The sequence below is a fragment of the Gordonia sp. McavH-238-E genome (assembly GCF_022348225.1).
Classification (GTDB): Bacteria; Actinomycetota; Actinomycetes; order Mycobacteriales; family Mycobacteriaceae; genus Gordonia; species Gordonia terrae.
The window spans coordinates 505,100-527,162 of sequence record NZ_JAKRFE010000001.1; the positions used below are offsets into that span (position 1 = coordinate 505,100).

The following is a 22,063-nucleotide window of genomic DNA, read 5'->3' on the forward strand; positions in this document are numbered from 1 at the left end:
ATGATCGAAGTGACCAGCGCGAGCAGGCATATCAGCAGCACCGGCGAGACCATCGAACCCGCTCACTCGGCACTCACCTTCACGATGGCTCCGGCGATGGCCCGCACAACCTCTCCAGCGATCTCATCGGGGGCGCGCGCGGGCTCACCGGCATGCAACCGACGCTCGATCTCCGCGGCGAACGCGACGATGACGCGTTGCACCGCGTCGCGGCCACCGGGGTGGCCCTCGGCCGCGAGGGCGATGACTCTGTAGGAGACCCGTGTCAGGGTGTCGTGAGCGGCCTTGCGCATCGACACGGCCAGCGTGCCCGGATCGACGGCGCGAGCCATGAGCCGGTCCATGCGCCCCCGCGGCAGTGCGTCGAGGTAGTCGCCGAGATCGTCGAGGGTCACCGTCTCCAGCGACACGTCCCCGATGCTGGTCAGCGCCGCGGGCAGTATGCGGTGACGGGTAGTACGCAACATCGGGCGCCGATGCTCGACTCCGGCAAGCCACGACAGTGGCAACTCCGGTGGGTCGTCGAACTCTCCAGTCAGCCACTCATAGCGCCGGTCCCCGACCCGACTCGGGGGCGCCAACACGTAATTTCGATCCCCCGCACGCAAATCGACCCCCGGACCCGCGACATCGGCAAACCGGATGTCGCGCGACACGCCGAAGTAGTAGTGCCGTCCCCCTCGTGGCGTCGCGACTGTGGGACACGCCGGAAGCGGCCCGTACTTGGATTCGAGTCGAGTCATGGTGTCCTGCGCGGCCCGTTTATACATATCGGCGTCGATCACGAGCCGACCAGGCGGAAGAGCCACCGCGACAAGAGCATCGGGCCAATGCCGCCACCACCGCGAGATGTCGGCATGGTCGGTCGTCGCGGCACTGCGCCACTTCACAAGGGGCTGATTCTTCGCCGCCGCGGGGAACACCGGCAACCCTCGGTCGGCCAGAGTGTGAGCGTTGATCTCCGGATCGAGATCAATCGCCAACTGATCGGGATCGGTCGGCGCGCTGGCGAACTGCCCGATCACCGACGTATCGTCGGGGTGGGCAATCTCCTGCTCCATCTTGGTGAAGAGACCGGAGACGGCACCCGGCTCCCCGGCCGGGTGCCGTTTTTCGTTGGTGGGCATGTTCTCCTGATTTCGTTGCGCGCGTGTATGTTCCGCGCGGGCGGGCTCCCCGGATTTGGATGTGTCAGGCCGTGCGACGAGCGATGTCCTGGGCCTTCTGCGCAGCGATCCACGCGTCCACGTCGGCGCGGTCGTAGTACTTTCGGCCGCCGACGCGGTAGCCGATCGGGCCCTGGCCTCGATGGCTCCAGCCATAGACGGTCTGTGGCGCGACGCCGAGGTAGTCGGCCAGTGTCCGCGGAGTGAAGCGTTCCGGGATCGTGTTGGTGTTCATCGGTACTCCTGACTCTGCAATGGATAGATGCAGGAAAGCACACGAAGCACCCGAAATGCGTTGCCTAGTAACTGTTTTCGTCGACGTCAACCCGAACATGTATCCATGTTTGCGCAGGTCAGGCATTTTGCAAGAGTTGACGTTCAATCCTGACGACGCAGGTCAGAGCGTTGCGGGTCGTTACCGAACCGATACCGGCAGACCGCACAGGTTAAGTAGTCATCTTGCTGTATCTTTCAGTGCATGGCACCGAACCGCACTCCCGGACACCGTTACCCCGTCAATGATCGGTGGACGACGAGAGCCGGTGAGCACACCAGCCGCTACGGCAAAGGGCTTCGCTATCAGGCGACGTACGTAAATCCCAACCGCGAGCCGGTGTCGAAGTCGTTCCCCACCAAGAAGGCCGCGAACGCATGGCTGACAGCGCAGACCGCGGCAATCGCGACGGGCGGTTACGTCGCGCCGGATAAAGAGAGCGTGACGCTTGGTCAGGTGGCGACGCGGTGGCGCGGCGGGCTCACCGGCCGACCGTCGACCATCGCCACGTACTCAGTGCTCGTCGACGGGCACATACTCCCCCGCTGGGAGAACACCCCGGTCCGTTCGATCACTCGGCGCGACGTCGAGACGTGGCTTCGGGGGCTGACAACCAAGAAGGGCACGCCGGTCAGTACCGCAACCGCTCGGCAGACGTTCAAACTACTCCGGCAGATCATCTCGGTGGCCATGGACCCGACGGACCCGATCATCACCGTGGACCCGACGCGCGGCGTCAAGGTGGCCCCCGCTCCGGCCGTCGGCGGTAGTGGTGATCGCAGGTTCGCCAGTCCTGAGCAAGTCGAGCTGATCGCACGCGCCGCCGACTATCGTGCCGCGCAACCGAAGTCCCCGGGGCGACGGACCGACCTGGTGGACAGTGCGGATGAGATGTCAGACCCCGCGGCCGATTGGCAGAGCGTCGAGGCCCCGGTGTCTGCCGACGGGCTGCTGATTCGGCTCCTGAGCGCCACGGGAGCGCGGTTCGGTGAGATAGCAGCACTCCGCGTCGGTCGACTCGATCTCGACGGCCCGCGGCCAACGCTGTTCATCGCAGAGGCGGCGGTCGAAGTCGACGGACGGATGCACGTCGGCCCACCGAAGACAGCCGAGTCCGTGCGCCGCGTGCCGTTCCGGAAGTCCCTCGTGCCGCTCCTGCGCACGCATCTCGTGGCGCAGGGCATCACCGACGACGACCAGGCGTTCGTGTTCGCTCAGCGCGACGGCGGGCCGCTGCGGTTGCGCAATTGGTCGGCGCGGGTGTTCCGTCCGGCCGCGAAGCTCGCAGGGGTCGGCATCACCGTGCACGGCCTCCGTCACTCCGCGGCGTCGGCGGCCATCCGCCAGGGCATGACTCCGGTACAGGTGTCCCGGATCCTCGGCCACTCGAAGCCGTCAATCACGCTCGACGTGTACTCGCACGAGTTCCCCGACGACCTCGTGGCGATCGGGGACGAGGGGTGAGTCTGTGCGGTCCAGACCGCACGAAATGCGGCCCCGCTGAGAATTGTGCGGTCTGTGTGCGGTCCAGCAACAGAGAAAGCCGCTCCCGGTTGTTTCGGAAACGGCCTCTGATCTGCGGTTATTGTTGTCGGGCTGACAGGATTTGAACCTGCGACCACTTGACCCCCAGTCAAGTGCGCTACCAAACTGCGCCACAGCCCGTTGCTCCCTGGAGAAGCGGAGCGAGGTAAAGCCTAGCCGACGAGCACGGTCCCGAACCAATCGCCTGGTCAGGCCTCATTTCGGGCCGGTGGCCAGATGTAGTGTGTCGTTGCTTCTACCGCTACGAAGCGCTACATCTGACACCGGCTGCTAGACCGCCGAACGCTTCTTGAACCAGATCCACCCGGCGGTCACCAGGACCGCGCCCACGAGGGAGCCGATGATGCCGCTGGGGCGGAGTTCGAGTCCGTCGCCGGAGAGCAGACTGATGAGCAGTCCACCGACGAAGGAGCCGACGAGTCCGGCGACCAGGGCGAGACCCCAGTCGACGGTGCGCAGGTTCTTGCCGCCGAGGAGGATCTGCGCGAGGGCGCCGATGACCATGCCGAATACGATGATTGCCAGGATGAGCACGAGACGCAGTATCTCACAGCGGGTGTCGTGCGCCACAGACAGACAGCAGTTCAGCGCTTTCGGCGTTGCTCCCGCTTGTCGCGGACACGGACGTTGACCCGGACCGGCGAACCGTCGAAGTTGAATTCCTCACGCAGCCGCCGCTCGAGGAAGCGGCGATAGCCCGCCTCGAGGAAACCGGTGGTGAACAGCACGAAGGTCGGCGGCCGGACCGAGGCCTGAGTCGCGAACATCACGCGCGGCTGTCGGCCACCGCGCAGCGGCGGCGGGTTGGCGGCGATGACGTCCTTGAGCCAGTTGTTCAGCGGGCCGGTCGAGATGCGCTTGTCCCACGAGTCGAGCGCGGATTCCAACGCGGGCACCAGCTTCTGGACGGCCCGGCCGGTCGACGCCGAGATGTTGACCCGGCGCGCCCACGGCACGCGTGCCAGCTCGCGATCGATCTCCTTGTCCAACTGGTACCGACGATCCTCGTCGACGAGATCCCACTTGTTGAACGCGATCACGAGCGCACGCCCGCTCTCGATGATGAGCGACAGCACCCGCAGGTCCTGTTCGGTGATCGGTTCCGACGCGTCGATCAGCAGGATCGCCACCTCGGCCGCGTCGAGCGCCGACCGCGTCCGCAGTGACGCGTAGTACTCGTGTCCGCTCGCGGTCCGCACCTTGCGGCGCAGACCCGCGGTGTCGACGAAGTTCCACGTCCTGCCGCCGAGTTCGACGAGCTCGTCGACCGGGTCGACGGTCGTCCCGGCGACGTTGTCGACCACCGACCGCTCGGTGCCGGTGAGCTTGTTCAGCAGCGAACTCTTGCCGACGTTCGGCTTGCCCACGAGCGCGACGCGACGGGGACCACCGAGAGTCGGTGCCTCCCTCGGGGTCTCGGGCAGCTTGTCCAGGATGATGTCGAGCAGATCGCCGGCCCCGCGGCCGTGTGCCGCCGACACGGGATACGGCTCGCCGAGCCCGAGCGACCACAGGGACGCGGTGTCGGACTCGAGACGTTCGCTGTCGACCTTGTTGGCACACAGGATGACCGGGGTCTTCGACCGCCGCAGGACCCGCGCGACGGCCTCGTCGGTCGCGGTCGCACCGACCGTGGCGTCGACCACGACGACGATCGCGTCCGCGGTCCGCATCGCCAGCTCGGCCTGCGCGGCGACGGCCTGCTGCAGCCCCTTCGCGTCGGGCTCCCAGCCACCGGTGTCGACGACGGTGAAACGGCGACCCGACCACGAGGCCGCGTAGGACACACGGTCACGGGTCACGCCCGGGATGTCCTCGACCACGGCTTCCCGACGGCCCAGGATGCGGTTGACGAGCGTCGACTTGCCCACGTTGGGTCGTCCGACGATCGCCACCACCGGCATGTGTTCGACGCCGGACGCGTCGTCGGCGCCCCCGACATCGGTCAGCTGCCAGTCGGATTCGTCCGACCACGTGCCGTCACCGGGCAGCGCGGTGAGATCGTCCGAGTAGTTGTCGCTCACCGTTCCACAGCTCCGATCCGAGTCGCCACGAGGCCGCTCAGTTCCTCGAGCACCTCGTCGAGGGTCTTGTCACTGGTGTCGACGACGGTCGCGTCATCGGCCGCGCGCAGCGGCGAGACCTTGCGCGTCGAGTCGAGATGGTCGCGCCGGTTCACACTCGCCAGCACCGCGTCGTAGTCGCTGTCGCGTCCGCCGGCCAGATTCTGCTTGTGCCGCCGCTCGGCGCGCGCCTCGGGCGTCGCGGTCAAGAAGATCTTGACGTCGGCGTCGGGGAACACCACGGTGCCGATGTCACGGCCTTCGACGACCACGAACCGGCCCTGTGCATTCTGCTGTTGCAGCGCAACCAGTTTCGTCCGCACCTCGGCGACCGCCGAGACGGCCGACACCGCGCTCGTGACGTGGTCGGTCCGGATCGGACCGGACACGTCGCGGCCGTCGAGGAAGACCTTGGCGCCGTCTCCGTCCGGGACCAACTCGATGTCGACGCCGGCCACCACACGGGCGATACCGGCCGGATCATCCAGCGCCACACCGGCATCGAGAACGGCGAGCGTCACCGCCCGATACATGGCACCGGTGTCGAGGTAGCTGGCCCCGACCTTTGCCGCCAGCAGTTTCGACACCGACGACTTCCCCGTGCCCGCCGGGCCGTCGATGGCGACGACGAGCGTGGTCCCGCCTGCGGACCCCGACGTGCCGTCGCTCACAGGCCGACCGCCTTGTACAACCCACCGACCTCGTCGCTGCCCAGAACACGCAGACTGCCCGGGCGCTGTTCGCCGAGTGCCACCGAACCGACGTGTGTGCGAACCAGTTTGACGACGGGGTAGCCGACCTCGTCCATCATCCGGCGCACCACCCGGTTGCGGCCCTCGTGCAGCGTGATCCGCACCAGCGACTGCCCCTCGTGGACCTCGATCACGGTGAACCTGTCTACCAGGACCGGACCGTCTTCGAGGTCGACGCCCTCCCGCATGCGTCGCGCGATACCGCGCGGCACCTCCCCCTTGAGGGTCGCCAGATAGGTCTTGGGCACCTCGAACGACGGATGCATCAATCGGTGCGCGAGTTCGCCGTCGTTGGTCAGCAGCAGCAGACCCTCGGTGTCGGCGTCGAGGCGGCCGACGTGGAACAGTCGCTGCCCCGCCATGACCCGCTCGGCGACGACATCACCGACGCAGGGACGACCCTGATCGTCCGACATGGTCGACTGCCAGCCCTTGGGCTTGTTGAACGCCAGGTACTGACGGGTCTCGTCCATGATCACGCGTGCACCGTCGACGCGGATGATGGCGGTGTTCGGATCGATCCGCAGACCCTGCTCGGTGACGATCTCACCGTCGACCTCGACACGACCGGCGGCGATCAGCTCTTCGGCACCGCGTCGCGACGCCACGCCGGCCTGGGCGAGCACCTTCTGCAACCGAACGCCGTCCTCGACGTAGTTGGCTCCGGCGCCCTGATTCTCGTCGGCGGGCGTCTGGTGGCGCGCCGGCCGTGCATTGTTGAGCCGGATCTTGCCCACTTCGGCGTTCGGCTTCGACGACCCCTTGCGGTGGGTCTTCTTGGTTCGCGGCTGTTGTGCGGGCGCGCCCTTGCGGCGTTTTCCCGGTGAGCCATCTCGGCCAGCGGATGCCATGTTCTCTCAGTCCTGTGAGTCGGTGGTGGTGCCACCGTCGATGATCAGTTCCTTCGAGTCTGACGGTTGAGAGGACAGTTTGGCGAATCGGGGATCCGACAGCAGTTCCTCGTCGAGGTCGTCGATGAGGTCGACGTCGGGCAGCAGCGGCGCCAGATCGGGCAGTTCGGTTAGGGATGCCAGGCCGAGACGTTCCAGGAACAACTCGGTGGTGGCATAGGTCGTCGCGTTCGTGGTCGGTTCGGTGCCGACCTCGTTGATCAGTCCACGGGCGACGAGCGTGCGGATCACGCCGTCGACGTTCACGCCGCGGATGGCGCTCACGCGGGCTCGGGTGACCGGTTGCCGGTAGGCGATGACCGCCAGGGTCTCGAGGGCCGCCCGGGTGAGCTTCGACCGTGCCCCGTCGAGCAGCAACCGCTCGACGTAGGGGGCGTACTCCGCGCGGGTGTAGTAGCGCCAGCCGTCGCCGGCGAAGCGCAGATCGAAACCGCTCCCCGACGCGGTGAGCTCCGACGACATGGCGTTGAGCATCTCCCGGACCCGCGTGCGGTCCTGGTCGACCGCGTTCGCGAGTTCGTCGGTGGTCACCGGGGTGTCCACGACGAGCAGCACCGCCTCCAGCGCCGAGCGCAACCGATCGTCGTCGAGGTACTCCCCGTCGCCGTGGAGCGCGGTCTGCTCGGGCTCGTCCGGACCCGGGTCCTCCCCGCCGGCCGTCCTGGTCGGGTCGAGGACCTCGACCTCGGGAACCTGGTCTGTCATCCGTAATCCTCTGACTTGTCGATGCGCAGGTCGTCGGCGCCGCGTTCGCCCGTCCACATCACCGCGAGTTCCTCGAGCGCCACGGGCTGTTCGAAGGCGACGGCCCGCTCGCGGAACAGCTCGAGCAGCCCGAGGAAGCTGCCGACGATCTCCAGCCCGTTCGCACAATCCGCGGTCAGTTCACGAAAACTCAGCCAGGTCCCCGAGGCCGCGCTGAGGAGCGAGGCCATCCGACGCGCCTGGCCCGGGACGGACACCTTCTGCACGTCGTGGAGGTGGTCCAGGCCGACGGTCGGCACCGGACGGGGCGTCAGCCCCGCCGCGGCGACCTGGGCGAAGCCGTCGGCATCGACGCCGAGGGTCACCTCGGGCAGCAGATCCTCGAACCGTTTCTCCAGCGACACCGCGCGTGGGTAGCGCTGCAGCGCGGCGGCCTCGAGTTCGCCGAACAGCGCGGCCACCTGCTTGTATGCGCGGTACTGCAGGAGCCGGGCGAACAACAGATCCCGCGCCTCGAGCAGAGCCAGATCCTCGGGGTCGTCGACCTCTCCGGACGGCAGCAGGCGGGCCGCCTTGAGATCCAGGAGCGTCGCGGCGACGACGAGGAACTCGGTCGTCTGGTCCAGACCCATCTCCGGACCGAGTTCGCGCGTGTAGGCGATGAAGTCGTCGGTGACCTCGTGCAGCGCCACCTCGGTCACATCGAGACGGTGTTGCGAGATCAGGTTCAGCAAGAGGTCGAACGGACCCTCGAAGTTGCGCAGTTTGACCCGGAAGCCGGCCTCCTGGGCGACCTCGGTCGAGTCCTCGCCCGCCGGTGCGTCGAGGTCGGGGGTCACGGCGTCGGGCGGCGCCTGATCCGTGCCGAGCGTCATGCGCCTTTGACGTTGCGGGCGATGACCTCGCGCGCGAGCGCCCGATAAGCCTTCGCGCCGGCCGACCTCGGCGCCCAGGAGGTGATCGGCTCGCCGGCCACGCTGGTCTCCGGAAAACGAACGGTTCGAGCGATGACGGTGTCGTAGACCGCGTCGCCGAACACCTCGACGACGCGGGCCATCACCTCGCGCGAGTGCAGCGTACGGGCGTCGAACATGGTGACCAGGATGCCGCCGAGGTCGAGGCGCGGGTTGAGACGGTCGCGCACCTTGTTGATCGTGTCGGTGAGCAGCGCCAGACCGCGGAGGCTGAAGTACTCACATTCCATCGGGATGAGCACGGTGTCGGCGCAGGCCAACGCGTTGACGGTGAGCAGACCGAGCGACGGCTGGCAATCGATGAGGACCACGTCGTAGCGATCGAGCACGGGATGCAGCGCCCGGCCGAGCGATTGCTCGCGACCCACCTCGGTGACCAGCTGGATCTCCGCGGCGGACAGGTCGATGTTGCTGGGCAGCAGGTCGAGGCCGTCGACGCGGGTCCGCATGAGGACCTCGTCGGTCGCCACCTGCGGCGGCACGAGCAGGTTGTAGACGGTCTGCTCCAGTTCGTGATGCGGCACACCGAGACCCGCGGACAGGGCTCCCTGCGGATCGAGGTCGACGAGCAGCACCCGACGACCATATTCGGCAAGGGCTGCACCGAGATTGATGGTCGACGTCGTCTTGCCCACGCCGCCCTTCTGGTTGCAGACCGCGATCACCGTGGCGGGTCCGTGACGGTCGAGCAGAGCCGGCTCGGGGACGTCGCGATACGGCCGACCGGTGGGGCCGATCTCATCGGCGTCGTGCTCGGCTTCCTCGGTGTCGTTACCGGGCGACACCTGGATGCTGTACTGATCTCCCGGACGGGCGCCAGACCGCGGTGCGCTCGGAGTGGTCACGTGTCCGCCGCTCCCTTCGCTGTTCGATGCCGCTTCTGTTCGATGCCGCTGCTGTCTTGCCGATGTCGCCACTGTTCGGTGGTGCGGCCGGTCCGCCCGTCGGCGGCCGAACCTCGTATCAGCCTAGGACACCCGCCCGGTCATTCCGGCGTCGGCGCGCCCGAGGCCATCCGAGGGCTCAGCGTGCTCTCGGATGTGCGACGGCATAGACCTCGCGCATCGTGTTCACCGTCACCAGCGTGTACACCTGCGTGGTGGTGACCGAGGCGTGTCCCAGGAGTTCTTGCACGACGCGGACGTCGGCACCACCGTCGAGGAGGTGGGTCGCGAAGCTGTGCCGCAGCGTGTGCGGCGAGACCGCCTTGTCGAGTCCGGCGCGTTCGGCCGCGGTGACGAGCACCTGCCAGGCGCTCTGCCGGGACAGCCGTCCGCCGCGCGCGTTGAGGAACAGTGCGGGCGTCGCCCGGGACACCAGCGCGGGCCGCCCACGAACGAGATACGCCTCGAGAGCGTCGACGGCGGGTCCGCCGAGCGGGACCAGGCGCTCCTTCCCACCCTTGCCCCGAAGGCGAACCGCGCGCATGTCGTCGAGATCGAGATCGTCGACGTCCAGCGAGGTGGCCTCGGAGATCCGCGCCCCGCAGCTGTAGAGGAACTCCAACAGCGCGCGGTCGCGCAGACCACGTGGGTGGTCGTCGGCACCCGCGGCGTCGAGGATCGCGAGAACCTCGTCCACGGGCAGCGACTTCGGCAGCCGGCGTGCGGCACGAGGCGGCCGGACATCATGTGCGACGTCGGTCGCGACGATCCCCTCGTCCATCGCGAACTTGTGGAAGCGCCTGGTGGCGACCAGGGTTCGCGCGATCGAACTGTCGGCGAGCGGCGCGAACCCGGCGTCGGTGTCACCGCGCCGCAACTCCACGAGGAACTCGCGGATGTCTTCCTCGGCCACCGCGTCGAGTGCGGAGATCCCCCGGCGGTCGAGGTACCGCCGGTACCGCTCGAGGTCGCGCCGATACGACGAGACCGTGTTGGCCGCCGCACCCCGCTCCACCGTCAGATGGTCGAGGTATCGCGAGATGTCGGCGGCCAGGGTCACGACCGGCGGCCCCGATCGTCGGCCCGACGGTTGCGCAGCGCGGTCGGCTCATCCGGCCACGGTGCGTCGACGTCGCGCAGGCCGGTCGTGGAATCCCGGGCGGCCGCCGCGGCCAGGATCCCGGCGACGCTGGTCGCGTTGACGATCTCCCCCGCGAACACCTGGGCGACCGCGTCGTCGAGCGGCACCCATTCCACCGACATGTCGGCCTCTTCGTCGACGCGTTCGGCCGCGTCGAGATGGTGCAAACCCTCGGCGAGGTACAGCCGCAACGCCTCGTCGGTGAAACCGGGTGAGAGCGCGAGGTCGACGAGGACGTGCCACGAGTCGGCGGCGAGGTCGGTCTCTTCGGCCAACTCGCGCTTGGCGGCGGCCAACGGCTCCTCGTCGGCCTGGTCGAGGAGCCCGGCGGGCAACTCGAGCAGACGGTGGCCGAGGGGATGGCGGTACTGCCGCACCATTGCCACGCGACCTGCGTCGTCGCGCGCCAGGATCGCGACCGCCCCGAAATGCTCGACGACCTCACGTTCGGCGACGCGCCCACCGGGCATCTCGACATCGTCGACCCGCAGGGTGATGATCGCGCCGTCGTAGACGGTGCGGCTGTCCTTGACCTCGAAGTCGTGGCCCAAAACGGGTCAGCTCCGGCCGGCCGAGTCGTCGAGCGCCGTCTCGCCGAGGCCGGCCACCGGCTCCACCGTGACCGCGTTGACGGCAGCCACCGCATCCGCGGGGGCGTCATTCGACTCGTAGTCGTCACCCAGGTCGACCGGGAGGCGCTCGGCGGCCTTGTACTTCAGCGCCGCCTCGATGAACGACCGGAACAGCGGGTGCGGCCGGGTCGGCCGGCTCTTCAGCTCCGGATGTGCTTGAGTGGCAACGAGATACGGATGGACCGACTTGGGGTACTCGACGAATTCGACGAGATGCCCGTCGGGTGAGGTGCCCGAGAAGACGAGTCCGGAATCGGCGATCTTGTCGCGGTAGGCGTTGTTGACCTCGAAGCGGTGGCGATGACGCTCGGACACCTCGCGCGTCCCGTACGCCTCGGCGACGACCGAACCGGCCTTCAGCACGGCGTCGTAGGCACCGAGTCGCATGGTGCCGCCGAGGTCGGCGTCGCCGGCCACGGCGTCGGTCTGATCGGCCATGGTCGAGATCACCGGGTGCGGTGTGTCCGGGTCGAACTCGGTGGAACTCGCCTCGTCGAGCCCGACCGACCGGGCCGCCTCGATGACCACGCACTGCAGTCCGAGACACAGGCCGAGCAGCGGGATCCCGCGCCGGCGCGCGTACGAGATGGCCCCGACCTTCCCCTCGATGCCACGGATGCCGAAGCCGCCGGGGATCAGGATCGCGTCCACGTCGCCGAGGGCGGCCTGTGCACCTGCCGGAGTGGCGCATTCGTCCGACGGCACCCACTTGATCTCGGTACGCGCCTTCCAGGCGAAGCCACCGGCCCGGATCGCCTCGGTCACCGACAGATAGGCGTCGGGCAGGTCGACGTACTTGCCGACCAGTGCGACGCGGACGGTCTCCCGCGGCTCGTGCACGCGGCGCAGGAGCTCACCCCACACCGTCCAGTCGACGTCACGGAACGGCAGTCCGAGCTTGCGGACCACGTAGGCATCGAGGTGCTCGCTGTGGAGCACCTTCGGGATGTCGTAGATCGATGGGGCGTCGGGAGTGGAGATGACGCCGTCGAGTTCGACGTCGCACATGAGCGCGATCTTCTTCTTGAGTCCCTCGGGCACGTCGCGGTCACAGCGCAGGATGAGCGCGTCGGGCTGGATACCGACGTTGCGCAGTGCGGCGACGGAGTGCTGGGTCGGTTTGGTCTTCAGCTCACCCGACGGCGCGAGGTAGGGCACGAGCGAGACGTGCAGGAAGAAGACGTTGTCCCGACCGACGTCGTGGCGCACCTGACGCGCGGCCTCGATGAACGGCAGCGACTCGATGTCGCCCACCGTGCCACCGATCTCGGTGATCACCACGTCCGGTACCTCGCCGTCGGCGTCCGGCTCGCCCATGGCCAGCACGCGCGCCTTGAGTTCGTCGGTGATGTGCGGGATGACCTGGACGGTCTCGCCGAGGTACTCGCCGCGGCGTTCCTTGGCGATCACCGTCGAATACACCTGTCCGGTGGTCACATTCGCCGACTGCGAGAGGTTCCGGTCGAGGAAGCGTTCGTAGTGTCCGACGTCGAGGTCGGTCTCGGCGCCGTCCTCGGTGACGAACACCTCTCCGTGCTGGAACGGATTCATGGTGCCCGGATCGACGTTCAGATACGGATCGAGTTTCTGCATGGTGACCCGGAGGCCCCGTGAGGTGAGTAGCTGACCCAGGCTGGAAGCCGTGAGGCCCTTGCCCAGTGAAGAAGCAACGCCACCGGTCACAAAGATGTGCTTGGTGTCGTGTACATGGCGAAGTGGTCGCAAAAGAAGTGTCTCCCGTCGGCCGAATCGGGGCCGATGCCCTGATTACCTACGGGACTCCAGGGTAACACCACCGGCGCCCGACGCCGCACCGCCACACCGGAGGCGGGCGTGGCGGTACTGACGTTCCAGGAGGCGAGCCCGGCCTAGGCGGCGGGTCGGCCGTCAGCGCCGACGGTGATCGCGGTCGCCCCGGCCCCGGTGCCGTAGGAACCGGTCGTGCCGTCGACCTCGGCGGTGAGCGCGAGAATCGTCGTGATGAGGCCGGTCGGCTGGTCGATGTTGTCGACCGTCGACACGGCGTTGGCCAGCGACGGATCCGAGCGGACGATGGCGATGGGAGATCCGCCCGACGCCGAACCCGTGCGTCCGACGAGCACACCGCCGACGCCGCGTGCCGCCATCGCGGCGGCGAACCGACCGACGAGCGCGCCCTGCGCGCCCGAGTCCGGGCCGAACTCGTCGCCGGTGACCACGACGACCAGATCGGTCGGGGTGATGGCATTGTCGGCGTAATCGATGAACCCGCCGTCGCGCAGCGTGCCGAGACCCGTCCGACGATCACCGGACGACGCCGGACGCGCCGTCTCGTTGGACAGTACGAGGGCGCCCAGGAGGTCACCCACCCGTCCGCCGGAATCGGTCAGTTCGGCGCGGAGCATCGTGCCCGGCGGGATGGTCTGGTCGACGATCGTCCGCAGCTCCTCGGACTTGCCGTCGGTGAGCAACGCGTCGGTCAGGGCGAGTTGCCCACCGAAGCGGGCCCCCGCACCCGAGATCGACTCCTTGACCGCATCGACATCGGCATCCGCCGCGTTGGGCGCGGTCACCACCAACACGGACTGCCCCTTCAGCTTGTCCGCGATGAGTCGCGGCGCGATCGCATGGTCGAAGCTGTTGGAGGCGTTGAGCTTTGCATTGAGGTCGTCGCGCTCGTTCTCCAGATCGCCGATGCGGTCGCGACTCGTGCCGGTCATCGAGTTGACACGGTCACCGACGAAACCCGACCCGAGAAAGAGTCCCAGTGCGAGCGCGAGGAAGACCGCGACCAGCGAGATCGCGTGCTGTCGTAGCGAGATCATCGGCTACCTGTTCCAAACCTCTCGTGCCCAGTCGAGCAGCGCATTCCACTGCACGACGATCCAATCGGTGATGTCGGTGCCCGCGTTCGACAACATCACGGCCGCGATCACGGCCACCAGCGCCGCGAGGACGACACAGGCGATGGCAGCACCCGACACCCGGCTGCGGTACAGCGTGGCGACGGCCTTCGCGTCGACCAGCTTCTGACCGACCTTGAGTCGCGTCAGGAACATCGACGGGTTGCTCTCCCGACGCGACCGGTCGAAGAAGTCGTCGAGCGACCCGGGATAGCCGACGGTGACGATCAGGTCGGCACCGTGGTAGTCGGTGAGCAACAGCGCCAGGTCTCCCGCCGAGCCGGCGGCCGGGAACGTCGTGGCGCCGATGCCGAGGTCCTGGATGCGTTCGAGCCCGGTCGCGTGTCCATCGGTGTCGGCCGGAAGCACCAGCTGCGCACCAGATTTCAGCGTCGCCGTCTTCATGGTCTCGGGATCGCCGACGACGATCGAGGGCTTGTATCCCGCCTTCATCAGGGTGTCCGCGCCGGCCCCGACGCCCACCATGACGGGCTGGTACTCCTTGATGAACGGCTTCAGGGAGCGGAGATCGGCGGCGCGGTCGGCGCCTTCGCCGACGATGACGACATGGCGGCCCGCGACGTCGACGTCGATCTCCGGCACCCCGACCCCGTCGATCAGCAACGGCGATTCGCTACGGATGAACTCGATCGTGTTGCCGGAGAACGCCTCGAGGTGGTCGACGAGACCGGCCTTGGCGCCGATCATGATGTCGGCGATGTCGCGCTCGTCGAGTTCGGTGCCGAGAGCCAGCCGCCGCTCGCCGACGTACAGCCGGTCGTTGTGGACCCGTACCTTGGCGCCGTCCTTGACCCGCTTGAAGATCTCCGGACCCACGTCGTCGAGCAGCGCGATGCCGGAGGCCACCAGGACCTCGGGCCCGAGATTGGGGTACCGGCCGGTGATCGACCGCGAGGCGTTGACCACGGCCACCACGTTGGCCTCGACGAGGGCGTCGGCGGTCACGCGGTCGAGGTCGACCTCGTCGAGGATGGCGATGTCGCCCGGCCCGACGCGGTTGAGAAGCCGTTTCGTGTTCTTGTCGATTCTGGCGATACCGGTCACGCCAGGCAGTTCTTCGGTGGTACGCGCGAGCAGTGCAGGCATCTTCATGACGGCCATGATCGGCCGAAGGCATGCTTCAGCCGGGGAGGCGCGCCGTAACAGGAGCAACTTTTGTCACACACGCACCATGTGTTTCACCGCGCGTCGGCGGTCACTCGGCGGCGCGCTCCGCCTCCGCGGTCGCCAGCAATTCCTCCGCGTGGGCGCGCCCGGTGTCGGACTCCCCCAGGCCCGCGAGCATGCGGGCCAACTCCGCGACCCGTTCGTCCCGATCGAGCGTGCGCACACTGCTGGTGACCAGCGCCCCCTTCTTGCTCTTGCCGATGACGAGGTGGTTGTCGGCGAAGGCCGCCACCTGGGGAAGGTGGGTCACCACGATGACCTGGTGGGCCCGGGCCAGCCTCGACAACCGCTTTCCGATCTCGACCGCCGCGCGGCCGCCGACGCCCGCGTCGACCTCGTCGAAGACCATCACCGATCCCGACGTCGGTGCGGCGAGCACGACTTCGAGCGCGAGCATGACCCGCGAGAGTTCGCCGCCCGACGCCGACTTCGCGATGGGCAACGGGGTGGCGCCGGGATGGGCGACGAGCGCGAACTCGACCTTGTCCGCGCCGTCGGCGCCGGCGTGCACCGAGGTGCCGCCGACCGTGACGGCCAACCGGTCATCGGGCGACGCCGGGTCCGGGTTGACCGCGACCGCCAACGCCGAGTCCCCCATCGCCAACCCCTTGAGCTCACGGGACACCTTGTCGGACATCGACTTGGCGGCCTTCGCGCGCAGCGTGTGGAGTTTCTCCGCCGCGGTCTGCACCCGGTCGCGCGCAGCCGCCGCGGCGACCTCGAGTTCCTCGATCGAGGCACGGGGGTCCTCGATCTCGGCCAGCCGCGCCTCGGCCTTGCGGCGCCAGTCGATCACCCCGTCGACGTCGGGTGCGTACTTGCGGACCAGGGTCTTCAGCTCGGCCTGACGCGCGAGCAACTTGTCGAGCTCCTCGGCGTCGGCCGGCAGGCTCGAGGTGAATGCGGTCAGTTCGGCACCGACATCGGTGATGACGGTGAGCGCTTCGGCCACGCGCGGCACGAGGTCGCGCAGGGTGTCGTCCGCCGCGGTCTCGAGAAGGGTCCGCACCGTTCCGAGACCCTCGATGACCGACGATCCCGAGTCGCCGGCGACGAGGTGGTGGGCTTGATCTGCGGCGCCGCGGATGGACTCCAGATCGGAGAGCCGACGGATGGTCGCGGTCAGCTCCTCGTCCTCGCCGGGCACCGGATCGACGGCGGCGATCTCGTCGATGCCGAACCGCAGCCGATCGGCCTCCTGCGCGAGCTCGCGGTGATTGGCGCGCCGGACATCGAGCTCGTCGAGCAACTCCACCCAGGCCGATCGGGCCTTGCGGTACGACTCGAGCGCCGCGACGGCCTTGGGTCCGGCGAAGGTGTCGAGCGCGGCCCGCTGATGTTCGGGGCGGAGGAGACGCAACTGATCGTTCTGGCCGTGAATGGCCAGGACCGCGGTGGTGAGTTGACCCATCACACCGACCGGCACCGATCGACCGCCCAGATGTGCACGAGAGCGTCCATCGGCGCTGACCGATCGGACCGCAATGACGGTGTCGTCGTCGTCGAGTTCGGCCCCGGTCGAGTCGAGGATCTCGGCAACGACCGGGTCCCGCTGCGTGGCGCCGTTGTCCGCGAGTCGAAACCGGCCCTCGACGATCGCCTTGGCCGCGCCGGTCCGGACTCGCGAAGCGTCGGCACGGGCACCCGAGAGCAGGTGCAGGCTGGTGACGATCATCGTCTTACCCGCACCGGTCTCGCCGGTCAGCACCGTGAATCCGGGATGGAAGCGCGCCTGCGCCTCCTCGATGACACCCAGACCGGTGATCGAGATCTCTTCGAGCACGCCTATGCCTGCCTCCCTCGCCATCCCGTGACCGGGAGGGCGAACTTGGTGACGAGTCGGTCGGCGAAGGGATCGGAGTCGATGCGGATCCAGCGCACCGACCGTTCGCTGCGTACGACCTCGACACGTGCGCCGGCGGGCACGTCGAGCGCGCGCCGGCCGTCGCACAGCGCCAGCGCCGACCGTCCGTTCTTGTCCACCTCCACCGCGATCCGCGATCGCGGACTGGTCACCATCGGCCGCGCGAACAGTGCATGGGCGTTGTTCGGCACGACCAGGATGGCCTCCAGATCGGGCCACATCACCGGCCCGCCCGCCGAGAAGGCGTACGCCGTCGACCCGGTCGGCGTCGACACCAGCACGCCGTCGGCGCCGAAGGCCGAGACCGGGCGGCCGTCGACCTCGGTCACGAGCTCCAGGACGCCGTTGTTGCTCGTGTTCAGTACGGCGACCTCGTTGAGGGCCCAGCTGCACGCGGTCGGCGGATCCGGGTCGGTCGGGTCGACGATGGCGATGTCGAGGGTCATCCGCGGTTCGATCCGGTAGTCCCGGGCGATCAGCTGGTTCATGACCTCGTCGACGCGGTGCGCCTCGGCCTCCGCGAGAAACCCGATGTGCCCGAGATTGATACCGAGGACCGGGACCTCGGCCGGGTAGGCCAGCTCCGCGGCCCGCAGGAAGGTGCCGTCACCTCCCAGGACGATGACGAGCTCGCAGCCTTCGGCCGAGGCGGACTCGGCCGTGGTGACCTCGACGACGGCGCCCAGCGATCGCAGGTACTCGGGATCGACCGGGACGTTCGGGGGTCGAGGCGACTCGCCCTCGTTGTTCCGGTACAGCACGTCGTGATCGGGGGCGTCGCGGTCGAGCGTGTCGTGATCGACCACGCGGAGCGCGACGTCGGCGGCCGCACAGCGTCGGGCGATCGCCTCGATGGTCTCGATGACGTTCTCGCGTCCCGTATGGGCGACCACCAAGAACTCGCGGGCACCGGGGTCGTGGTCCGGCACCGATTCGTCGGTCACTGGTGGTTCCCTCCATCGAAGTGCGGCCTGGAAAGAGTGCGGTGTCGGAGAGCGGCGACGCCACCGACCCGAGCGGTCAGCGCGGACCCGCGGCGACCGCTTGTTCGATCATGGCTCGGAGTTCGTCCGGGGACCCGGTGGTGCGATCCGCGTCGGTCGAGTCCGACCGGTCGACCCTATCGCCCTGCCCCGACTCCCCGCCTGTCCGGTGGGCCCGCTCCTTGTGCAGCCAGAGGAAGAACTCCACGTTCCCCGACGGCCCGGGCAGCGGGCTCGCGACCACGCCCCGGGTCCGTAGACCGTGGGAGGCGGCTTCGGTCGCGACCGCCAGGACCGCGTCGGCGCGCAGTTCCGTATCGCGGACCACGCCGCCCGAACCCACCCGGTCCTTGCCGACCTCGAACTGCGGCTTGACCATCGGCAGCAGGTCGGCGCCCGGTGCGCAGCACCGGGCCAGTGCGGGGAGCACCAGCCCCAGCGAGATGAACGACAGATCCGCGACCACCAGGTCGACTTGGCCGCCGATGGCGTCGGGCTCGAGGTGTCGGACGTTGGTCCGGTCGTGGACCACGACGCGCTCGTCGTTCTGCAACCGCCAGATCAGCTGCCCGTAACCGACATCCGCGGCGACCACCTCACGGGCGCCGCGCCGGAGCAGGACATCCGTGAAGCCGCCGGTGGACGCGCCGGCGTCGAGGCAGCGACGCCCCTCGACCGTGAGACCCTCCGGCTCGAAGGCCTCGAGGGCACCGAGGAGTTTGTGCGCTCCCCGCGAGGCCCAATCGTCGCGTGGACCCTCGTCGACGACGATGGGGGTGTCGCGGGTGACGCCGGTGGCCGCCTTCGAGGCGACCGTCCCGTTCACCCGGACCGAACCGGCATCGACGAGCTCGCGCGCCTGCTCGCGCGAGCGAGCCAGGCCCCGACGGACGAGTTCGGCATCGAGCCGTGCTCTGGTGGCCACGGTCAGGACCGCGTCGCCGGCGACGCCTGGCATCCGGGCGGGGTCATCGGCGGTCGACGGCGTCGAGGGCTGCGGTCAGCGAGTCATGGGCCTGTTCGAGAAGCCCGGCCTGACGTTCGAGCGCCGCAAGCGAGAACGTGTCGCCCACCGACTCACGAATTTCGTCGACCTGCGCGAGGATCTCGGACACCTCGGCGTCCACGTCAGGCAACTCGCCCACCCCATCAGCCGTGCCGAACCCGTCGGCCACCGGATCGAACTGCCGACGTGGCATCCCACCCGGGGTGGGCCGGGACGGACCTTGGTCAGCCGGAGAGGCGCTCGGGTGATTCATCGTGCACCACGCTAGCCGACGAGTGTGACACCGAGAGATTCGAGCTTGGTCCTCGCCGCACCCTCCGCGACCACCCGCAACTCGTCCGGATCCGCCGAACCGGCATCGACGGCGGACCAGGTCGCCGCGGCGAGAGCGGGCACCAGACCGGCCTCCGCCCCGGAGCCTCCGACCCGAATGGTCGAACCGTCGATCTCGATCTCCCATCCGGGCTGGTCGGACACCCGCACGGCGTCCATGTCGACGAACAGCCCGGCGAGATCCTCGAGAACGTAGGTGGGCCGCTGCTCGGGCGGAGCAGCCAGCAGATCGTCGACGGTGCTCACACCGGTGAGGACCAGCGCGCTCTCGATACCGACGGCGTGCCCACCCTCGATGTCGGTGTCGAGCCGGTCCCCGACGACCAGCGGTGCGCTCGCACGGGCACGCGCGATCGCGTCGGCCATCAACGGGGCGGCCGGCTTGCCCGCCACCATCGGCTCTTTGCCCGTCGCGTTGCGCAGCGCGGCGACCATCGAGCCGTTCCCCACCAACAGCCCACGCTCGGACGGCAGGGTGGCGTCGACGTTCGTCGCGATCCACAGCGCGCCGGCCCGGATCGCGAGGGCGGCCTCCGACAGCTGCGCCCACCCGGTGTCCGGCGAGTGCCCCTGGATCACCGCGGCGGGCCGATCATCGGCACTCCGCGTGACACCGACGCCGACCTCTCGGACCTCCTGCGCCAGGCCGTCGGTACCGATCACCAGGGCGCGCGAGCCCGGTTCGAGATGTTCCGACAGCAGTCGGGCGCCCGACTGCGCGCTCGTCACGACAAGGTCGTCGGTCGCCTCGAACCCGAGTTCGCGCAGATGAGCGGCCACCTCGGACGGGCGCCGGCTCGCGTTGTTGGTCACGAAGAAGCGCGGTATCGCCAGGCGCGCGAGTGCGTCGAGGGCATTGGGCAACGCACGGTGCCCGGCGAACACGGTGCCGTCCAGATCGAGGAGAAGTGCATCGTGACGATCGACGAGCGCGACGACACCGCCGTTGTCCTCCGCAACGGACTCGTCCGAGGTCGATGGTGCGTCGGCGTCTTCCGCTGTGGTCAGCGGATTCGGCACGCCTGCCACGATCGTCGACTCGGTGACCACCTCGTCGGTGGACACGGCTTCCGTTTCCGCATCGACCACAGAGGTGGCGTCCTCCTCGTCCTCGTCCACGTGCACTGCGCTCTCGGGCGGAGTCGAGGTCTGCGACAGATCGGCGGTTCCCGCAACGGTGTCGATCTCACGAGGGAGCGTCTCGGCTTCCGGAATGCTCGTCGCCGCGTCGACAGATGACTCACCGGCCGACACGGGCGCCGCGACGTCCGAAGTGGGTGCCGCATCCGGTTCGACGCCGGAGACGGAGACAGGCTGGGCGTCGATGTCGGCAGCGACGCCGTTCATCGACACGCTCTCGCCCGGCACATCGTCGTTGGCCAGCTCGGTGAGACGGAACTCGGCGTCGGTCACGTCGTCGACGTCGGCAGCAGCAGCATTCATGAACCAGGTGATCGCGTCGTCCCGGCGGCCGGCCGCCTCGAGTGCCGACGCATACGCATAGAAGAGCCGAGCCGGGCCCGTACCGAGCTGCCCCGGTGTGAGATTCTCGGCCTGGAGCGTGACGACAGCCTTCTCGGGTTCGCCCAGATCCATTCGGGCGCCCGCTTCGACGATCCGCATCTCCGTGGCGTCTTCGCCGGTCAGCGAGCGTCCCTCGTCACCACGGGCGATCTCGACCGCCCGCTCTGGCCGCCCGAGACCGCGCTCGCAATCCGCGATGAGCGGAAGCAGAGCAGGGTTGCCGGTGATGCGCTTGGCCGCTCGCAGCTCGGTCGCCGACTCCTGCCACTCCCCTGCGTTGTACGCCGCGATGCCAACGGTCTCGCGGACGACGCCGACTCGAGATGCGCGGGCGCGAGCTGCGCGTGCGTGCTCCAGCGCCTGCGCGGGATCCTCGAGCAGAATGCGCGACACCATCACCAGGTGCCGCGCGACGATCTCCGCATTGGCCTTGTCGAGTGTCAACAGATCACGCCGCACCTCGGGATCGAGGTCGGATGCTGCTACGTCATCGGGCAGCGGAGGTCCGGGCTGCCGGCTGCCACGATCAGACCCCCGGTCACGCCCCGGACGATCGGGACGGCCGCCTCGGCCGCCGTCGCGTTGTCCGCGGGTGTCCCGCTGACCGCGCCCTTCGCGACGCGGACGATCACGATCATTCATAGCTGCCAATCTATGCTCTCGAACCTTGCTGGGAAGAGCCGACCGCCGATGACACCGGCGCGGCTGACACACGAGAAAGACCCCGTATCCGACGAAAGAATTTCATCGAATACGGGGCCTTTCTGAAATTGTGTTCGGCGGTGTCCTACTCTCCCACACTGATTAGGGTGCAGTACCATTGGCGCTGGAGGGCTTAGCTTCCGGGTTCGGAATGGGGCCGGGCGTTTCCCCTCCGCTATAGCCGCCGTAACTTTGTGAAACACTTTCCACACAACAGTGTTTGTTTGTTGTGTGTTGTTTCAGAAGTACATAGTGGATGCGAACACCACCACAGTCACTTGTGTGGTGATGTTGTGGGTGTTGTTGGTAAGTCCTCGGCCGATTAGTACCAGTCACCTGAACACATTGCTGTGCGTACAGTTCTGGCCTATCAACCCCATGGTCTGTAGGGGGCCTTAACCCCGCTGAGGGGGTGAGAAACCTCATCTTGGAACAGGCTTCCCGCTTAGATGCTTTCAGCGGTTATCCCTTCCGAACGTAGCTAACCAGCAGTGCCCCTGGCGGGACAACTGGCACACCAGAGGTTCGTCCGTC

21 protein-coding genes, 1 tRNA gene and 2 rRNA genes are annotated in these 22,063 nt (G+C 68.1%); 1 reads left to right on the forward strand and 23 read right to left on the reverse strand.

The genetic code is table 11. The annotated features are described in order from the left end of the window. Positions 1-62 precede the first annotated feature (62 nt). Positions 63-1,127 (reverse strand): bifunctional DNA primase/polymerase, encoded by a 1,065-nt coding sequence (locus MHN80_RS02270; RefSeq protein WP_239399226.1) that lies wholly within the window; start codon positions 1,125-1,127, stop codon positions 63-65. Between the two features lie 64 nt (positions 1,128-1,191). Continuing rightward, positions 1,192-1,401 (reverse strand): AlpA family transcriptional regulator, encoded by a 210-nt coding sequence (locus MHN80_RS02275; protein WP_239399228.1) that lies wholly within the window; start codon positions 1,399-1,401, stop codon positions 1,192-1,194. A gap of 243 nt (positions 1,402-1,644) precedes the next feature. Here MHN80_RS02275 and MHN80_RS02280 point away from each other — a divergent pair, with 243 nt between their 5' ends. Next, on the forward strand, positions 1,645-2,904 hold the full coding sequence (locus MHN80_RS02280; protein ID WP_239399230.1) for a site-specific integrase: 1,260 nt from the start codon (positions 1,645-1,647) through the stop codon (positions 2,902-2,904). Between the two features lie 127 nt (positions 2,905-3,031). Here MHN80_RS02280 and MHN80_RS02285 read toward each other — a convergent pair. The 21 genes from MHN80_RS02285 to MHN80_RS02385 all read right to left on the reverse strand — a co-directional run. Next, positions 3,032-3,105 (reverse strand) — tRNA-Pro (locus tag MHN80_RS02285). Positions 3,106-3,255: 150 nt separating this feature from the next. Next, positions 3,256-3,519: a GlsB/YeaQ/YmgE family stress response membrane protein gene (locus MHN80_RS02290; protein WP_033204961.1), complete on the reverse strand. Its 264-nt coding sequence runs from the start codon at positions 3,517-3,519 to the stop codon at positions 3,256-3,258. A 50-nt stretch (positions 3,520-3,569) separates the two neighbouring features. Next, the gene (gene der / locus MHN80_RS02295) at positions 3,570-5,009 is read right to left on the reverse strand and encodes a ribosome biogenesis GTPase Der (RefSeq protein ID WP_004022209.1); all 1,440 of its coding nucleotides are present in this window, start codon (positions 5,007-5,009) and stop codon (positions 3,570-3,572) included. Continuing rightward, positions 5,006-5,719, reverse strand: a complete 714-nt coding sequence (cmk, locus tag MHN80_RS02300; RefSeq protein ID WP_239399232.1) for a (d)CMP kinase — start codon at positions 5,717-5,719, stop codon at positions 5,006-5,008. The genes der and cmk overlap by 4 nt, the downstream gene beginning before the upstream one ends. After that, a complete protein-coding gene (locus MHN80_RS02305) occupies positions 5,716-6,651 on the reverse strand; it encodes a pseudouridine synthase (RefSeq protein WP_064572061.1) in 936 nt (311 codons plus the stop codon). Before MHN80_RS02305 ends, cmk begins: the two co-directional genes overlap by 4 nt. Positions 6,652-6,657: 6 nt before the next feature. Further along, positions 6,658-7,416, reverse strand: a complete 759-nt coding sequence (scpB, locus tag MHN80_RS02310; protein ID WP_239399234.1) for an SMC-Scp complex subunit ScpB — start codon at positions 7,414-7,416, stop codon at positions 6,658-6,660. Next, the gene (locus tag MHN80_RS02315; RefSeq protein ID WP_239399236.1) at positions 7,413-8,291 is read right to left on the reverse strand and encodes a ScpA family protein; all 879 of its coding nucleotides are present in this window, start codon (positions 8,289-8,291) and stop codon (positions 7,413-7,415) included. Before MHN80_RS02315 ends, scpB begins: the two co-directional genes overlap by 4 nt. Continuing rightward, positions 8,288-9,235, reverse strand: a complete 948-nt coding sequence (locus MHN80_RS02320) for a ParA family protein (RefSeq protein WP_101821374.1) — start codon at positions 9,233-9,235, stop codon at positions 8,288-8,290. Before MHN80_RS02320 ends, MHN80_RS02315 begins: the two co-directional genes overlap by 4 nt. A 178-nt stretch (positions 9,236-9,413) precedes the next feature. Next, on the reverse strand, positions 9,414-10,334 hold the full coding sequence (gene xerD / locus MHN80_RS02325) for a site-specific tyrosine recombinase XerD (RefSeq protein ID WP_004022215.1): 921 nt from the start codon (positions 10,332-10,334) through the stop codon (positions 9,414-9,416). Then, the gene (locus tag MHN80_RS02330) at positions 10,331-10,966 is read right to left on the reverse strand and encodes an NUDIX hydrolase (protein WP_064572064.1); all 636 of its coding nucleotides are present in this window, start codon (positions 10,964-10,966) and stop codon (positions 10,331-10,333) included. Before MHN80_RS02330 ends, xerD begins: the two co-directional genes overlap by 4 nt. A gap of 6 nt (positions 10,967-10,972) precedes the next feature. After that, entirely contained in the window at positions 10,973-12,772 is a 1,800-nt protein-coding gene (locus MHN80_RS02335; protein WP_239399238.1) for a CTP synthase, read from the reverse strand. A 143-nt stretch (positions 12,773-12,915) separates the two neighbouring features. Then, a complete protein-coding gene (locus tag MHN80_RS02340; RefSeq protein WP_239399240.1) occupies positions 12,916-13,851 on the reverse strand; it encodes a copper transporter in 936 nt (311 codons plus the stop codon). A gap of 3 nt (positions 13,852-13,854) precedes the next feature. Continuing rightward, positions 13,855-15,042 carry a putative cytokinetic ring protein SteA gene (gene steA, locus MHN80_RS02345; protein ID WP_033204963.1) on the reverse strand — a complete coding sequence of 396 codons (1,188 nt, stop codon included), beginning with the start codon at positions 15,040-15,042 and terminating at the stop codon, positions 13,855-13,857. 103 nt (positions 15,043-15,145) lie between these two features. Beyond that, positions 15,146-16,900 (reverse strand): DNA repair protein RecN, encoded by a 1,755-nt coding sequence (gene recN, locus MHN80_RS02350; RefSeq protein ID WP_239399242.1) that lies wholly within the window; start codon positions 16,898-16,900, stop codon positions 15,146-15,148. 2 nt (positions 16,901-16,902) lie between these two features. Further along, positions 16,903-17,925, reverse strand: a complete 1,023-nt coding sequence (locus MHN80_RS02355) for an NAD kinase (RefSeq protein WP_239399244.1) — start codon at positions 17,923-17,925, stop codon at positions 16,903-16,905. Positions 17,926-18,001: 76 nt separating this feature from the next. After that, positions 18,002-18,889: a TlyA family RNA methyltransferase gene (locus MHN80_RS02360; protein ID WP_239399290.1), complete on the reverse strand. Its 888-nt coding sequence runs from the start codon at positions 18,887-18,889 to the stop codon at positions 18,002-18,004. Positions 18,890-18,932: 43 nt separating this feature from the next. Next, a complete protein-coding gene (locus MHN80_RS02365; RefSeq protein ID WP_004022223.1) occupies positions 18,933-19,223 on the reverse strand; it encodes a hypothetical protein in 291 nt (96 codons plus the stop codon). Positions 19,224-19,234: 11 nt separating this feature from the next. Then, entirely contained in the window at positions 19,235-21,271 is a 2,037-nt protein-coding gene (locus MHN80_RS02370) for an HAD-IIA family hydrolase (protein WP_239399246.1), read from the reverse strand. A 38-nt stretch (positions 21,272-21,309) separates the two neighbouring features. Continuing rightward, complete coding sequence (locus MHN80_RS02375; protein ID WP_231896064.1) at positions 21,310-21,465, reverse strand: hypothetical protein; 156 nt, start codon at positions 21,463-21,465, stop codon at positions 21,310-21,312. A 136-nt stretch (positions 21,466-21,601) separates the two neighbouring features. Next, positions 21,602-21,718, reverse strand: a 5S ribosomal RNA gene (gene rrf / locus MHN80_RS02380). A gap of 113 nt (positions 21,719-21,831) precedes the next feature. Then, positions 21,832-22,063: ribosomal RNA gene (locus MHN80_RS02385) — 23S ribosomal RNA — on the reverse strand; the annotation flags it as partial.